We start from the raw sequence: 13,564 nt of genomic DNA on the forward strand, positions 1-13,564 counted from the left end.
GTTCCCCCCCCCGGGTTGTTGTCGCGCCATGTGCCCCCCCGCCCCGGGTGGTTTGGGTACCGTATGGGCCTCGCCACGAACGGGTGCGTTCAGCCCCCCCGCGTCCGCCCCCGCAGCGCGATCGCATAGATCACCAGCGCCACCCCGGCGAAGAGGAACCACTGCACCGCATAGGCGAGGTGGTTGTTGGGAATGTCCTTGGGATCGGGCTTGGCATTCGCCTCGAGTCCGGCAAGCGGCGGATCGGCGACAAGGCGTGGACCCGGCGCGATCCAGCCGGTTACCACACCGCCGGTCCAAACCGGCGAGGAGGGATCGCGCGACCAGCCGAGGACAATCTGCCGCTCGCCGCCCTCGCTATCGATGCACGTGGCGACATGGGCCAGCCCCGCCTCCCCCTTGGCATTGCGGCCCGAAAGCGTGGTTACGCCCTTGGCGGCGCGGCAATCGATCCGGCTGCGGTGGTAGAGCGCGCGCTCCACACCGGCTGGCGAATCCGGCCAGCGCACATCCGCTCCCGATGCCTGAGCCGCTTCATACCGCGCGAGCATCGCCGCTTTCTCGCCCAGCCGCTCAAGCTGCCAGAAGCCGAGGCGGAGCATCACGCCGACCGCGATCAGGACGATAAGTGTCGGCAGGATCGGAATACGCTTCACACCACAACTCCCGCCGCGCGCAGCCGTGCGACCAGCAAGGCCGCTTTCATCAGCCGCACCGCGCCGATGATCACGCCGGGCACCACCACCACGATCAGCGCCAGCATCAGCCACAAGGGCGGACGGACCCAATCATCCAGCTTCAGAGCCCCTGCGATCAGCAGGAAGGTGAGCGGCAGCAGCACGAAATAAAGCCCCCGCCCGCGCGGTTCATAGTCGGCAAAGGCCAGCCCGCAGCTCCGGCATGCCGGGGCAAAGCCCGCCGGCGCGTCCCACAGCGTCCGCGCGGCGCAGCGAGGGCACAAACCGAAAAGGGCAGCGCGGGTAAGCCCGCCCTGCCCTTTCGTTTTCCGGTCGGTGGTTTCCTTCACCGGGGACCGATCACTCGATCGGCGCGCCCCAGCCGCCCCACACGTAGATGGCGACGAAGAGGAACAGCCACACCACGTCGACGAAGTGCCAGTACCATGCAGCCGCTTCGAAGCCGAAGTGCTGGCGCGGGGTGAAGTGGCCCGCATAGGCGCGCCACTGGCAGACGGCGAGGAAGATGGTGCCGACGATCACGTGGAAGCCGTGGAAGCCGGTCGCCATGTAGAAGGCCGAACCATAGGTGTTCTCGCCGAAGGGGAACGGCGCGTGGATGTACTCGTAAGCCTGGATCGAGCTGAACAGCAGGCCGAGCGCGATCGTGGCCCAGAGGCCCTGCTTGAGGCCTTCACGGTTGCCGTGGATCAGTTCGTGGTGCGCCCAGGTGAGGGTCGTGCCCGAGCAGAGCAGGATCAGCGTGTTGAGCAGCGGCAGGTCGAACGGGTTCATCACCGCTTCGATGCCCTTGGGCGGCCACTTGCCACCGATCACCTCAACCGCTTCGCTGGGGAACAGCGAGAAATCGAAGAAAGCCCAGAACCAGCCGACGAAGAACATCACTTCCGAAGCGATGAACAGGATCATGCCGTAGCGCTGGTGGAGCTGCACGACTGGCGTGTGATCGCCCGCATGCGCTTCCTTGATCACCTTGCCCCACCACGAGAACATGGTGAGCGCCACGCCGAACACGCCGAGCCAGAGCGCAATCTTGCCGCCGGCCATGCCGTGCATCGCAAAGACACCGCCGCTGGTCATCAGCAGCGCCGACATCGCACCGACGAAGGGCCAGATGTCAGGCGGCAGGATGTGGTAGTCGTGGTTCTTTGTGCCGGCCATGTTCGTCTTCTAACCCCCGTCAGCTTGGGACTTGGTCGAATGCGCCGTGAAGGCACGATTCAGCTTGTTTGCAAACGCCTTTATCGAGGCCTTGCGGCGCGGTCCAGAGGCTTTCCACCTAGTTTTTGGGAGCGCTCGTGGTGCTGCCCGTTCCGCCATCCGCTGCTTCCATGAAGGTATAGGACAGCGTGATCTCGGTCACGTCCTTCGCATTCGGATCGTTCAGGATCTCGGGATCGACATAGTAGATCACCGGCATGCGCACCTGTTCGCCCGGTTCGAGCCGCTGCTCGTTGAAGCAGAAGCACTGGATCTTGTGGAAATAGGCCCCCGTCTGCTCGGGGGTGACGTTGAAGATCGCGCGGCCGACAATCGGGCGGTTCGAGGTGTTCTTCGCGATGAAGAACGCCATCTTGCGCTCGCCGATGTGGCCATCCTGCGTCACTTGCTCGGGCCGGAATTCCCACGGCAGCCCCTTGGTCACGTTGCCGTCGAAGCGGATGGTGATCGGGCGCGCGGATTGCTTGATGGCCGCCGCCTGCGCTTCGGTCGCGCGCATGGTCGTGCCGCCGAAGCCGGTCGCCTGGCAGAACATGCGGTAGAGCGGCACCGAAGCGAAGCCCAGGCCGAGCATCGCCAGCGCGCCGAACGTAGCCATCGCGGCAACCTTGCGGTTGCGCCGGTTGCCGGCATCGAGCACGAGGGCCATCAGGAGTGCTCCACCTGCTCCGCGCCCTCGGTGCCCTTGTGTTCGGGCTTGGCGGTGATCTTCACGATCGAGATCGCGAAGAACAGGATCACGAGGAAACCCAGAATCAGCCCCATCACCTTGTTGCGTTCCCGCTGGCGCGCGCGCAGCGCGTCGGTCTCGGCGGCGGTCAGCGGGCGGCTGTCAATCGGCTGGTTCATGCTTGCAGGCCAAGGATCGTCGCGTAGCGGTCGGCGACCAGCATCGCGAACAGGATGAAGAGGTAGAAGATCGAGTAGGCGAACAAGCGTTTCTCCGGCTTCATGCCATCGCCCGGTGTGCTGGTGCGCAGCCCCACCTTGATCGACAGCCACAGGAACATCCCGCTGAGCAGGAGCGCGGACAGGCCGTAGACCATGCCCGTGCCGCCGATGAACCAGGGCGTCATCGAAAGCGGCAGCAGCACCGCGGCATAAGCCAGAATTTGCCACCGGGTGGAGCGTTCGCCGGCCACGACCGGCATCATCGGGATGCCTGCCTTCGAATAATCGATCTGCACAAACAGGGCGAGTGCCCAGAAGTGCGGCGGCGTCCACATGAAGATGATGAGGAACAGGAGAACCGGCATCAGCGTGATATCGCCGGTCACCGCGATCCACCCGATCAGCGGAGGAAACGCGCCCGCACCGCCGCCGATGACGATGTTCTGCGGTGTGCGCGGCTTGAGCCACACGGTGTAGAGATAGGCGTAGTAGAAGATCGAGAAGGCGAGGATGCCGGCCGCGAGCCAGCCGATAGCGAGCCCCATCGTCATCACCGACAGGCCCGACAGCGCGAAGCCGAAATCGCGCGCCGAAGTGCGGTCCATGCGGCCACCGGGGATGGGACGGCCCGCGGTGCGCTTCATCACCGCATCGAGATCGGCTTCCCACCACTGGTTGAGCGCCGCCGCGCCGCCTGCGCCAACCGCGATGCACAGGATCGCGGTGAAGGCGAGCACGGGATGGATGGTGCCGGGCGCCGCCAGCATGCCGCACACGGCGGTGAAGATGACAAGCCGCATCACGCCCGGCTTGGTCAGCGCGAAGAAATCGCGCCAATCGGCGGGCATGATCATGGCAGTGGGGTTCGCGGTGGTCATGATGGGCGGCCTATAAGCCTGCTTTACGCATAGGGAAAGCGAAACGGCGCGGGAATTGGGGCTATGTGATGTGTCTTTGAGGAATGGCGGGGCCAGCCACAAAGCAAAGGGCCCCGGATCGCTCCGGAGCCCCTCTGTCTGCTTCAAGCCGAAGCCCGATCAGTGCGCGTGCGCGTCCTCGATCACCGGGAGCGTCTCGAACTGGTGGAACGGCGGCGGGCTGGAGAGCGTCCACTCGAGCGTGGTCGCGCCTTCACCCCAGTAGTTGCCGGCGGCCTTCTTGCCGGCGACGAGCGAGTAGGCGATGTTGATGAAGAAGATCACCATCGAGGCCGCCATCACGGTGTAGCCGTAGCTGGCGATCGTGTTCCAGTACTCGAACGCCGGAGCGTAATCCGGGTAGCGGCGCGGCATGCCCTGAACACCGAGGAAGTGCATCGGGAAGAAGATCAGGTTCACGCCGATGAAGAACACCCAGAAGTGCAGATGGCTCAGCAGTTCGCTGTGCATGCGGCCGCTCATCTTCGGGAACCAGTAGTAGAACCCGGCGAAGAGCGAGGTCACTGCGCCCAGCGACAGCACGTAGTGGAAGTGCGCCACGACGTAGTAGGTGTCCTGGAGGTTGTCGTCGATGCCGCCGTTGGCGAGCACCACGCCGGTCACGCCGCCGACGGTGAAGAGGAAGATGAAGCCGATTGCCCAGACGAGCGGCGACTTGAACTCGAGGCTGCCGCCCCACATCGTCGCGATCCACGAGAAGATCTTGATGCCGGTGGGCACTGCGATGACCATCGTGGCGGCGGTGAAGTACATCTTCGTGTTCACGTCGAGACCGGTGGTGTACATGTGGTGCGCCCACACGATGAAGCCAACCGCACCGATGGCGACCATCGCGTAGGCCATGCCGAGGTAGCCGAACACCGGCTTCTTCGAGAAGGTCGAGATGATCTGGCTGATGATGCCGAAGCCCGGCAGAATCATGATGTAGACTTCGGGGTGGCCGAAGAACCAGAACAGGTGCTGATAGAGCACCGGATCACCGCCACCGGCCGGGTTGAAGAAGGTCGTGCCGAAGTTGCGGTCGGTCAGCAGCATGGTGATCGCGGCGGCGAGAACCGGCAGCGACAGCAGCAGCAGGAAGGCGGTGACGAGCATCGACCACACGAACAGCGGCATCTTGTGGAGCGTCATGCCCGGCGCGCGCATGTTGAAGATGGTGGTGATGAAGTTGATCGCACCAAGGATCGAGCCTGCGCCCGCGAGGTGCAGCGAGAAGATCGCGAAGTCGACCGCCGGGCCGACCGACCCGGAGGTCGAAAGCGGCGCATAGACCGTCCAGCCGGTGCCGGCACCCATGCCGGTGCCACCGGGCATGAAGGCCGAGATCATCAGCGAGCAGAAGCCCGAGACGGTCAGCCAGAACGAGATGTTGTTCATGCGCGGGAAGGCCATGTCCGGCGCGCCGATCATCAGCGGCACGAACCAGTTGCCGAAGCCGCCGATCAGCGCCGGCATGACCATGAAGAACACCATGATCAGGCCGTGGGCGGTGATCAGCACGTTCCACAGGTGGAGCGTGGCGTTGAAGTCCTGGTCGTTGCCGCCGAGGAAATGCGTCCACCAGCCAAGGTACTGGATGCCCGGGTGCGCGAGTTCGGCACGCATGATGCCCGAGACGCCGCCACCGATGATGCCCGCGATGATCGCGAAGATCAGGTAGAGCGTGCCGATGTCCTTGTGGTTCGTGGACATGAACCAGCGCTGGAAGAACGCGGGCTTGTGGTCATGCTCGTGCGCATGATCGTGGTGGGCGTCGAAGCCCTCGTGGGCGGGAATGCTGGCCATGGTCCTAACCTTGTCCTTCGAAATCTTTTACGCCGCGGGCGTGGTCTTGGCGGGAGCGGCCGCAGCCGTCGCGGTCGCCGGAGCGCCCACGGTGCCGCCTTGCGTCTTCACCCACTCTTCGAACTTGGCGCGGGGCAGAGCCTCGACCACGATCGGCATGTAGCCGTGGCGGGCACCGCACAGCTCGGAGCACTGGCCGTAGTAGACGCCCGGCTCCTTGATGAAGAGCACCTTCTCGTTGATCTTGCCCGGCACCGCATCGAGCTTGAACCACAGCGAGGGCACCGCGAAGGCGTGGATCACGTCCGAACCGGTGGTCTGCAGGCGGATCGGCTCACCGGCGGGAACGACCATGCGGTTGTCAACCGCAAGCTGCGGCTGCTCGCCGCGCTTGAGCGCCTCGGCGTCGGGAAGAATGTTCGAGATCACCTCGAAGCCACCATTGTCGGGATAGGTATAGCCCCAGTACCACTGGTACCCGGTGGCCTTGACCGTCAGCGCACCCTTGGGCGCGGGCGCATACTGGTGCGCGAGGAGGCGGATCGAGGGAACCGCGATCACCACGAGGATCAGCACCGGAACAACCGTCCAGATGATCTCGATGGTGGTGTTGTGGCTGGTCTTGGAGGCGACCGGGTTCGCACCGCGGCGGAAGCGCACCATCACGAAGAGCAGGAGGAAGAGCACGAAGAGCGAGATCACGGTGATCACCGGCATCAGCAGGTAATCGTGCATCGCGAGGGCTTCCTCGCCGATCGGCGAATACTGATCCTGGAAGGTCACGCCCTTGGCGACGGGCTGGCCCTTGCCCTCGGTCGGCTTCATCGGGGTGTAGGAACCCTTGTCGACAGGCGCGGCGGCAGCGGCAGCAGCCGGCGCAGAGCTGACGGCGGGAGCCGGTTCGGCAGCGACAGGCGCCGCCGCCACGGGGGCTGCCGGAGCCGGAGCTGCGACTGCCGCCATGGCCTGGGGCGCGAAAGCGAGCGCGGCCGCAAGGCTGACTGTCCGGATCGCACCCGTCACGGCGCGGGCAACATGGGAAAGACTCATCGTGTGCAACTCTCGATTTTTTGCTTCTGCGCCGGGCGTTTGCCCCGACGCTCCACACCCCAAATCCCTTAATTCAAGGGCGCCTATACGCGCGCTCGCCGCAAGCCTCAAGCGCCTGAACGTATATTTTTGGGGCAATCGGGCTTGCCCTAAAGCTCTAAGGCGCAATGCGAATAAGGGGAATCGGGCGAGTCTCGCTGCAGTCCGGCGTAGCGCGCTGCCCCTGCCTTCGCTATGGACCCACCCCTGACGCACCGCAGCGGGCCGATCTGCTCGCCCAAGATGAGACAACCATGCTCGAAGACGAGATCCTTTCCGAATTCCGCGCCAGCGAGGCCCTGCTCGAAGGCCACTTCCTGCTCTCCTCGGGCCGCCACAGCGCACATTATCTGCAATGCGCGCGGGTGCTGATGGACCCGATGCGCGCCTCGCGCCTCGCCGCCGCGCTTGCCGCGACTCTGCCGCGCGAGCTGCGCCAGCAGATCGGCAAGGTCATTTCGCCCGCGATGGGCGGCGTGATCATCGGCCATGAAATGGGCCGCGCGCTGGGTGTCGAGGCGATGTTTGTCGAGCGCCCGACCGGCACGTTCGAACTGCGCCGCGGCTTTTCGCTCAAGGCGGGCGAAAAGGTGCTGATGGTCGAGGATGTCGTCACCACCGGCCTTTCGAGCCGCGAAGCGATCGCCGCGATCGAGGCGGCGGGCGGAGTCGTCGTGGCAGGTGCCGCGCTGGTCGATCGCTCCGGCGGCACGGCGGACCTTGGCGTCCCGTTCTACCCGCTCGTGAGCCTGAGCTTCCCGACTTACGCGCCCGACGAGTTGCCGCCCGAACTCGCCGCGACGCCGGCAATCAAGCCCGGGAGCCGCGCTGCCTGATGAGCCGTCATGCGCCTGCGCGCCTACGTCTGGGCGTCAATATCGATCACGTCGCCACGATCCGCAACGCGCGCGGCGGCGAACACCCCGATCCGGTGCGCGCGGCCGAGATCGTCGCCCAGGTCGGCGGGGACGGCATTACGGCGCACCTGCGCGAAGATCGCCGCCATATCCGCGACGAGGATATCGCCCGCATTCAGGCCGCAACCAGCCTGCCGCTCAACTTCGAGATGGCCGCGACCGAGGAAATGGTCGCCTTTGCTCTCCGCCACAAACCCCACGCCGCCTGCATCGTGCCCGAACGGCGCGAGGAGCGCACGACCGAAGGCGGGCTTGATGCCGCGGGGCAGCACAACCGCCTTGCGCCCATCGTCACGCGGCTTGCGGACGCCGGCATCCGCGTGAGCCTGTTCATCGCGCCCGAGCCGCGCCAGATCGAAGCCGCGATGAAGCTCGGCGCGCCGGTCGTCGAGCTGCACACCGGCGAATACGCCCATGCCGAGGGCGAGGCGCGCGCGGTGGAACTGCGCCGCATTGCCGACATGGCCGCGCTCGCCGCCAAGAACGGCATCGAGCCGCATGCCGGGCACGGCCTGACCTACGACAATGTCAGCGCCATCGCCGCGATCCCGCAACTCGCCGAGCTCAATATCGGCCACTACCTGATCGGCGAGGCGATCTTCACCGGCCTTGCCAGCGCGGTGCTGAAGATGCGCGAACTGATGGACGCGGCGCGGTGAGGAGAAGGCAGTGATCATCGGCATGGGCTCCGATCTCTGCAATATCGAGCGCATCCAGGCCTCGCTCGACCGGTTCGGCGAGCGCTTTGTGCAACGCGTGTTCACCCCGCTGGAACAGGCCAAGGCCGCGCGCCGCCCCTATACCAAGGCGGGCACGCTGGCGAAGCGCTTTGCCGCCAAGGAAGCCTTTTCCAAGGCCGTCGGCACCGGGTTCAAGGCGGGCGTGTTCATGAAGGACATCGGCGTGGTCAACGCGCCCTCCGGCGCGCCGACGCTGGCGCTGACCGGCGGCGCTGCCGCGCGACTCGCCGCAATCACCCCGCCGGGGCACGAGGCGGTGGTTCACCTCACCCTCACCGACGATCATCCCTGGGCGCAAGCCTTCGTCGTGATCGAGGCGCGCCCCCTAGCTGCCAATCTCCTGCCTGCAGGTGCTGTTTGACCGACGTTCCCGAGACCGCATCCAACCCGGAAATCGAACCGGGCGAGCACGCGACGACCGAAAGCCAGGCTGCCGAGCCCGAAGGCACCAACTGGCTCGCCGAGATGCGCGGACTGCTGCTCATGCTGCTCGCCGTGATCGGCTTCCACAGCTTCGTCGCCAAGCCCTTCTACATCCCCTCGATCTCGATGATGCCAAACCTGCTTGTCGGCGATCAGCTCGTCGTCTCGAAGTATCCCTATGGCTGGTCGTGGGTCTCGGCCTCGATGCATTTCCTGCCGCGTTCGAAGACGCGGATCCTGCCCGCGACTCCGGCCTATGGCGATATCGTCATCGTCGTCCCGCCAGACCGCGACGAGGACTACATCAAGCGCGTCGTCGCGCTGCCGGGGGACCGGATCGCTGTCGTGGGCGGGCAGATCATCCTCAATGGCAAGCCCGTGCCGCAAGTCGCCGAGCCGCCGCTGGAATTGCCGGTCGATCCCAACCAGCCCTGCGATCCCGATGATTTCCCCGGCCTGCGCTACCGCAGGGCGGATGGCAAGCAGGTCTGCGAACTGCCGATCTTCCGCGAGACATTGCCGAATGGTGCGACCTACCGGATCATCGATCACCGCCAGCAGCCGCTCGACAATTATCCCGAGACCAAGGTTCCCGAAGGATATGCCTTCCTGATGGGCGACAACCGCGACCATTCTGCCGACAGCCGTGCGCCGGTCATCGAAAAGGGTCTCGGCGGGCCGGTTCCGCTCGCCGATATCGGCGGGCGCGCGGAATTCATCACTTATTCGCTCAATGGCACCGAGACGTGGAATCCTTTGACATGGTACGGCGCCTTGCGGGGGAGCCGCGCTTCGCTCAGACTGAGGCCGATGATCCTGCCGGAGAGGGCCCAGACCAAGCCATGAGCGACGCACCGATCCCCGTTGCCGATATCGCCCCGCCCCACCACACCGCCGGCCCCACCGATATCCGCGACGATCTCGTCCGGCAGGAAATCAAGCGCGCGGCAGTATGGATCAGCATGGCAGGGCTTGCCGCGCTGGCGGTCTATCTCGCGCATCCGCTGCTGGTGATCTTCGGCGGATTCGTCTTCGCCATGCTGATCGACGGCGGCCAGCGCCTGCTCGGCCGGGTGCTGCCCATCGGACGCTCCTGGCGTGTGGCGGTGGTCCTGCTGCTGACCGTGGCCTTCCTTGCCTGGGTGGTCGAATTTGCCGGCAGCCAGATCATGACCCAGGCCGCCGAGATGCCGCCTCTGGTGACTGCACAGGCCCAGCGTGCGCTCGATTGGGCCTCCGCGCATGGTCTCACCATGGGTCGCAGCGATGTCAACGGCTTGCTGAAGGAGCTGCTCGGCGGCGTCGGGCAAGTCACGCAGGCGCTGGGCGGCCTGTTCGGCGGCGTCACCACGCTGCTGATCATCGTCATCCTCGGCATCTATTTTGTGCTCGAGCCCGATCTGTACCAGCGTGGCCTTGCGTGGATGCTGCCTGCCGGAAGCCGCGAATACTTCCACGAGACCACGCACCGCATGGGCCGCACCTTGCGCATGCTGCTCGCGGGGCGCATGCTCGGCATGGTGATCGAAGGCGTCGCCACGTGGATCGCGCTGGCGGTCTATGGCGTGCCGATGGCCGCGCTGCTGGGCCTTCTCACCGGCCTGCTCGTGTTCCTCCCCAATATCGGCGCGCCGATTTCCGGTCTGCTGATGATCCTCGTCGGCTTTTCGGGCGGCACCCAGATGGGGATCTACTGCATCATCGTCTATGTCGTGGTGCAGACGGTGGACGGCAATATCATCGTGCCCATGGTCGCCAAGCGCACCGCCGATCTTGCCCCGGCGCTCGTGCTCGGCGCGCAGCTGATCTTCGGCGTGCTGTTCGGCATCCTCGGCCTCGCGCTCGCCGATCCGCTGGTGGTCATGCTCAAGATCGCGCTCGAGCGGCAGGCCGAGCACAACATCCGCCGCGACGAGCAGGCGGAATAGCCGCCCATGGCGCGCAAATTCCTTTATTTCGTGGCGCTGCTCATCGTCATGGTCCTCGCCGCGCTGCTGGCCTTGCGCATCTGGTCGGTCGAGCTCACCCGCTTTGCCTTCGTGCCGCGCGGCGCCTTCGAAGCGCAGGCGCCCTTGCGCGCAGGGGTATACGAAGATCCCGCCATGTGGGTCTCGCGCCCCGGCACGACCGACGATCCCGCACAGTACCGGCCCGAAGGATTGGCAGCCGGGCCACAAGGCAAGGCCTGGGTCTTCTTCATCCATCCGACCAGCTACCTCGCACGCGCACACTGGAACGGCCCGATCGATGACAAGGACACCCGCAATCGCACGGCCCTGTTCGTGCGAGGCATGGCGAGCGCCTTCAATGGCGAAGCGGCGGTCTTCGTGCCCTATTACCGCCAAGCCGCTTTTGGCAGTTTCCTTGTCAACCGGCCCGAGACGCTGAAGGCCCGCGCGGTTGCCTATGGCGACGTGCGTGCCGCTTTCCGTGCGTTCGTCGCCGCCGTTCCTGCCGATGCGCCGATCGTGCTGGCAGGCCATAGCCAGGGCTCGCTGCATCTGATGCACCTGCTGCAGGACGATGTGAAAGGCAGCCCGGTCGCAAGCCGGATCGTCGCCGCCTACATGATCGGCTGGCCGGTCTCGCCCGCGCACGATCTGCCGCAGATCGGCCTGCCCGCCTGCTCCGCGCCCGACCAGACCGGCTGCGCGCTCAGCTGGATGAGCTTTGCCGACCCGCCCGACGCCCAGCTCATGCTCGATACTTACCGCGCCGAGCCTGCGCTTGATGGCAAGCCCAAGGGCACCGAGCCCGTGCTCTGCACCAACCCGCTCAATGGCGGCGCCGCGCCGGACGCCCCGGGCACCGCCAATCTCGGCACCATGGTCCCTTCGACGGATCTCAAGACCGGCAAGCTGACCAAGCTCGGCATTCCTGCGCGCTGCGATGCGAAGTCAGGCCTGCTGATGATCGGCGAGCCGCCCGATCTTGGCCCCTATGTGCTCCCCGGCAACAACTACCATGTCTATGACGTGCCGCTGTTCTGGAGCAATGTCCGCGCAGACGTGGCCCGCCGCTCCGCAGCTTGGCTGGCGCAGCACAAGAGCGCGAAATGATCACCACAAGCGCGGCTGAGCTGCGCGGCGCCCTGCCTGACGGCGGCGCGCTCATGGGCCTTGATCCGGGCACCAAGACCATCGGCGTCGCGCTGTGCGATGCGGGCTGGCGCTTTGCCACCGCTGGCCAGACGATCCGCCGCCGCAAGTTTGCACAGGACAAGGCCGAACTTGCCGCGCTGGTGGCCGCGCGCGGCGTGAAGGGCCTCGTGATCGGCCTGCCGCTCCACATGGACGGCAGCGAAAGCCCGCGCAGCCAGGCCGCCCGCGCCATGGCGCGCAACCTTGCCGACCTTGGCCTGCCGATCCTGCTGTGGGACGAGCGCTGGACCACGCAGGCGGCCGAGCGCGCGATGATCGAGCAGGATTTCAGCCGCGCCCGCCGCGCCGAGCGCATCGATTCGCACGCCGCCGCGCTGATCCTGCAAGGCGCGCTCGATGCCATGGTGGGCGCGGCGTTCTGAGCCTGCCGCGCAAATGATGGTTGTCAGGTCTGCGCCGCACCGGCACACCGCTCGCCATGAACAAGGATGAGAAGGCCGCCGGCCTCATGAAGACCATCATGCCCGAAGGCTTCGTGTTCGATCCCGCGCGCGGCGCCCGCTGGTTCACGCGCCACGGCCACACCGGTTTCCTCGGCATGGAATACCATGACCACGGCGACGACTGGATCGAGCTCGCCCTCCCCTGGCGCGAGGATCTCGTTGGCGTCGAGGAGACCGGCGTGCTTGCCTCGGGCCCGATCATCAGCCTGCTCGACAACGCGACCTCGATGTCGGTCTGGACGCGGCAGGGCACGTTCAATCCACAGGTCACGCTTGATCTGCGCATCGACTATGTGCGCGCCGCCACGCCGGGCAAGACGGTGATCGCCCGCGCCGAATGCTATCAGGTGCGCCGCTCGATGGCCTTCGTGCGCGGGATCGCCCATGATGGCGATATCGCCGATCCGGTCGCCCACACCGCCGGCATCTTCATGCTGGTGAGCAGCGAGGGGTGGTCGAAGCCATGAGCGCGTTCAAGCTTCCCCCCTATGCCCGCACCATGGGCATGGATGTCGACCATATCGAGGACGGCGGCGTGCCGGTGATCGCGATGGATTTCGCCGACAAGGTGCAGGGCCGCCCCGGCTTCCTGCATGGCGGCGCGATCGGCGGTCTGCTGGAGATGGCAGCACATGCCGCGCTGCGCGCCGAGCTCGACCGGCAGGGCAGCGATGCCCGCATCAAGCCGGTCAACATCAGCATCGAGTATTTGCGCGGCGGCCTGCAGGAACGCACGTTCGCGCGCGGCGAAGTGATCCGCGCCGGGCGCCGCGTGGCGAACGTGCGAGTCGAGGCCTGGCAGGGCGACCGCAGCAAGCTGGTTGCCAGCAGCTGGATGAATTTCCTGCTGGCCCCGCCGAAGGATTGAACCCGTCGCCACCAGCGCCGATCCACCTTGCAATTTTTTTACAAGCCATTATTACGAAATTGCCTCTCGTCGATTGCGACAGATCTGGCTGCTGCTTCGTCAGCGCCTCTTCCATCCCATGATGCATGGCTTTTCACCGGTCTTTGCCGGTCTACCAATGCTGCTCTCGTTGAAGTGAGACGGGCATCGACGTTCTGATTTGAGCTGCAGGAACCTGGTTCCCGCATCTGAGACCCCCGCGATTTCCTTTCAAGTGACGACCAGACGCACGACCCCGTCGGCACTCGCGCCGGCGGTCACTCCCGTTTCTTGAAAGGAAGCGACCATGACTATCGGAACCGTAAAATTCTTCAACGAAGACAAGGGCTATGGCTTCATCCAGCCGGATGA

17 protein-coding genes are annotated in these 13,564 nt (G+C 65.6%); 9 read left to right on the forward strand and 8 right to left on the reverse strand.

What is annotated here, in order from left to right:
- Positions 1-89 precede the first annotated feature (89 nt).
- The 8 genes from K5Q19_RS06940 to coxB form a co-directional block, all read right to left on the reverse strand.
- Positions 90-656: an SURF1 family protein gene (locus tag K5Q19_RS06940; protein ID WP_292942594.1), complete on the reverse strand. Its 567-nt coding sequence runs from the start codon at positions 654-656 to the stop codon at positions 90-92.
- The gene (locus tag K5Q19_RS06945; RefSeq protein WP_292942597.1) at positions 653-1,027 is read right to left on the reverse strand and encodes a DUF983 domain-containing protein; all 375 of its coding nucleotides are present in this window, start codon (positions 1,025-1,027) and stop codon (positions 653-655) included. The genes K5Q19_RS06940 and K5Q19_RS06945 overlap by 4 nt, the downstream gene beginning before the upstream one ends.
- 10 nt (positions 1,028-1,037) lie before the next feature.
- A complete protein-coding gene (locus K5Q19_RS06950) occupies positions 1,038-1,859 on the reverse strand; it encodes a cytochrome c oxidase subunit 3 (protein WP_292942600.1) in 822 nt (273 codons plus the stop codon).
- Positions 1,860-1,977: 118 nt separating this feature from the next.
- Positions 1,978-2,568 (reverse strand): cytochrome c oxidase assembly protein, encoded by a 591-nt coding sequence (locus K5Q19_RS06955; protein WP_292942602.1) that lies wholly within the window; start codon positions 2,566-2,568, stop codon positions 1,978-1,980.
- Positions 2,568-2,768 carry a hypothetical protein gene (locus tag K5Q19_RS06960; RefSeq protein WP_292942604.1) on the reverse strand — a complete coding sequence of 67 codons (201 nt, stop codon included), beginning with the start codon at positions 2,766-2,768 and terminating at the stop codon, positions 2,568-2,570. The genes K5Q19_RS06955 and K5Q19_RS06960 overlap by 1 nt, the downstream gene beginning before the upstream one ends.
- Positions 2,765-3,688, reverse strand: coding sequence for a heme o synthase (locus K5Q19_RS06965; RefSeq protein WP_292942607.1), 924 nt, complete (start codon positions 3,686-3,688; stop codon positions 2,765-2,767). Before K5Q19_RS06965 ends, K5Q19_RS06960 begins: the two co-directional genes overlap by 4 nt.
- Positions 3,689-3,847: 159 nt before the next feature.
- Positions 3,848-5,533 carry a cytochrome c oxidase subunit I gene (gene ctaD, locus K5Q19_RS06970; RefSeq protein ID WP_292942610.1) on the reverse strand — a complete coding sequence of 562 codons (1,686 nt, stop codon included), beginning with the start codon at positions 5,531-5,533 and terminating at the stop codon, positions 3,848-3,850.
- A 27-nt stretch (positions 5,534-5,560) separates the two neighbouring features.
- Positions 5,561-6,583, reverse strand: coding sequence for a cytochrome c oxidase subunit II (gene coxB / locus K5Q19_RS06975; RefSeq protein WP_292942613.1), 1,023 nt, complete (start codon positions 6,581-6,583; stop codon positions 5,561-5,563).
- 293 nt (positions 6,584-6,876) lie between these two features.
- Here coxB and pyrE point away from each other — a divergent pair, with 293 nt between their 5' ends.
- The 9 genes from pyrE to K5Q19_RS07020 all read left to right on the forward strand — a co-directional run bounded on the left by pyrE (position 6,877) and on the right by K5Q19_RS07020 (position 13,174).
- Complete coding sequence (gene pyrE / locus K5Q19_RS06980) at positions 6,877-7,458, forward strand: orotate phosphoribosyltransferase (RefSeq protein WP_292942616.1); 582 nt, start codon at positions 6,877-6,879, stop codon at positions 7,456-7,458.
- Positions 7,458-8,198: a pyridoxine 5'-phosphate synthase gene (locus tag K5Q19_RS06985; protein ID WP_292942618.1), complete on the forward strand. Its 741-nt coding sequence runs from the start codon at positions 7,458-7,460 to the stop codon at positions 8,196-8,198. The genes pyrE and K5Q19_RS06985 overlap by 1 nt, the downstream gene beginning before the upstream one ends.
- A 10-nt stretch (positions 8,199-8,208) precedes the next feature.
- Positions 8,209-8,640, forward strand: a complete 432-nt coding sequence (gene acpS / locus K5Q19_RS06990; RefSeq protein WP_292942621.1) for a holo-ACP synthase — start codon at positions 8,209-8,211, stop codon at positions 8,638-8,640.
- Positions 8,641-8,672: 32 nt separating this feature from the next.
- Complete coding sequence (lepB, locus tag K5Q19_RS06995; RefSeq protein WP_292942633.1) at positions 8,673-9,548, forward strand: signal peptidase I; 876 nt, start codon at positions 8,673-8,675, stop codon at positions 9,546-9,548.
- Positions 9,545-10,630, forward strand: a complete 1,086-nt coding sequence (locus K5Q19_RS07000; protein ID WP_292942624.1) for an AI-2E family transporter — start codon at positions 9,545-9,547, stop codon at positions 10,628-10,630. Before lepB ends, K5Q19_RS07000 begins: the two co-directional genes overlap by 4 nt.
- A gap of 6 nt (positions 10,631-10,636) precedes the next feature.
- Positions 10,637-11,761, forward strand: coding sequence for a DUF3089 domain-containing protein (locus K5Q19_RS07005; RefSeq protein ID WP_292942627.1), 1,125 nt, complete (start codon positions 10,637-10,639; stop codon positions 11,759-11,761).
- On the forward strand, positions 11,758-12,225 hold the full coding sequence (gene ruvX / locus K5Q19_RS07010; protein WP_292942629.1) for a Holliday junction resolvase RuvX: 468 nt from the start codon (positions 11,758-11,760) through the stop codon (positions 12,223-12,225). The genes K5Q19_RS07005 and ruvX overlap by 4 nt, the downstream gene beginning before the upstream one ends.
- 98 nt (positions 12,226-12,323) lie before the next feature.
- A complete protein-coding gene (locus K5Q19_RS07015) occupies positions 12,324-12,773 on the forward strand; it encodes a PaaI family thioesterase (RefSeq protein WP_292942634.1) in 450 nt (149 codons plus the stop codon).
- Positions 12,770-13,174: a PaaI family thioesterase gene (locus K5Q19_RS07020; protein ID WP_292942631.1), complete on the forward strand. Its 405-nt coding sequence runs from the start codon at positions 12,770-12,772 to the stop codon at positions 13,172-13,174. The genes K5Q19_RS07015 and K5Q19_RS07020 overlap by 4 nt, the downstream gene beginning before the upstream one ends.
- The last annotated feature ends 390 nt before the right edge of the window (positions 13,175-13,564 follow it).

Source organism: Novosphingobium sp. (genome assembly GCF_019748365.1).
Taxonomy (GTDB): domain Bacteria; phylum Pseudomonadota; class Alphaproteobacteria; order Sphingomonadales; family Sphingomonadaceae; genus Novosphingobium.

Bases quoted from the DNA above. Each gene is read 5' to 3' on its own strand.
- K5Q19_RS06950 (WP_292942600.1), bottom strand. From the start codon at position 1,859: ATGGCCGGCACAAAGAACCACGACTACCACATCCTGCCGCCTGACATC.
- K5Q19_RS06955 (WP_292942602.1), bottom strand. From the start codon at position 2,568: ATGGCCCTCGTGCTCGATGCCGGCAACCGGCGCAACCGCAAGGTTGCC.
- K5Q19_RS06960 (WP_292942604.1), bottom strand. From the start codon at position 2,768: ATGAACCAGCCGATTGACAGCCGCCCGCTGACCGCCGCCGAGACCGAC.
- K5Q19_RS06965 (WP_292942607.1), bottom strand. From the start codon at position 3,688: ATGACCACCGCGAACCCCACTGCCATGATCATGCCCGCCGATTGGCGC.
- ctaD (WP_292942610.1), bottom strand. From the start codon at position 5,533: ATGGCCAGCATTCCCGCCCACGAGGGCTTCGACGCCCACCACGATCAT.
- coxB (WP_292942613.1), bottom strand. From the start codon at position 6,583: ATGAGTCTTTCCCATGTTGCCCGCGCCGTGACGGGTGCGATCCGGACA.
- pyrE (WP_292942616.1), top strand. From the start codon at position 6,877: ATGCTCGAAGACGAGATCCTTTCCGAATTCCGCGCCAGCGAGGCCCTG.
- K5Q19_RS06985 (WP_292942618.1), top strand. From the start codon at position 7,458: ATGAGCCGTCATGCGCCTGCGCGCCTACGTCTGGGCGTCAATATCGAT.
- K5Q19_RS07000 (WP_292942624.1), top strand. From the start codon at position 9,545: ATGAGCGACGCACCGATCCCCGTTGCCGATATCGCCCCGCCCCACCAC.
- K5Q19_RS07005 (WP_292942627.1), top strand. From the start codon at position 10,637: ATGGCGCGCAAATTCCTTTATTTCGTGGCGCTGCTCATCGTCATGGTC.
- ruvX (WP_292942629.1), top strand. From the start codon at position 11,758: ATGATCACCACAAGCGCGGCTGAGCTGCGCGGCGCCCTGCCTGACGGC.
- K5Q19_RS07015 (WP_292942634.1), top strand. From the start codon at position 12,324: ATGCCCGAAGGCTTCGTGTTCGATCCCGCGCGCGGCGCCCGCTGGTTC.
- K5Q19_RS07020 (WP_292942631.1), top strand. From the start codon at position 12,770: ATGAGCGCGTTCAAGCTTCCCCCCTATGCCCGCACCATGGGCATGGAT.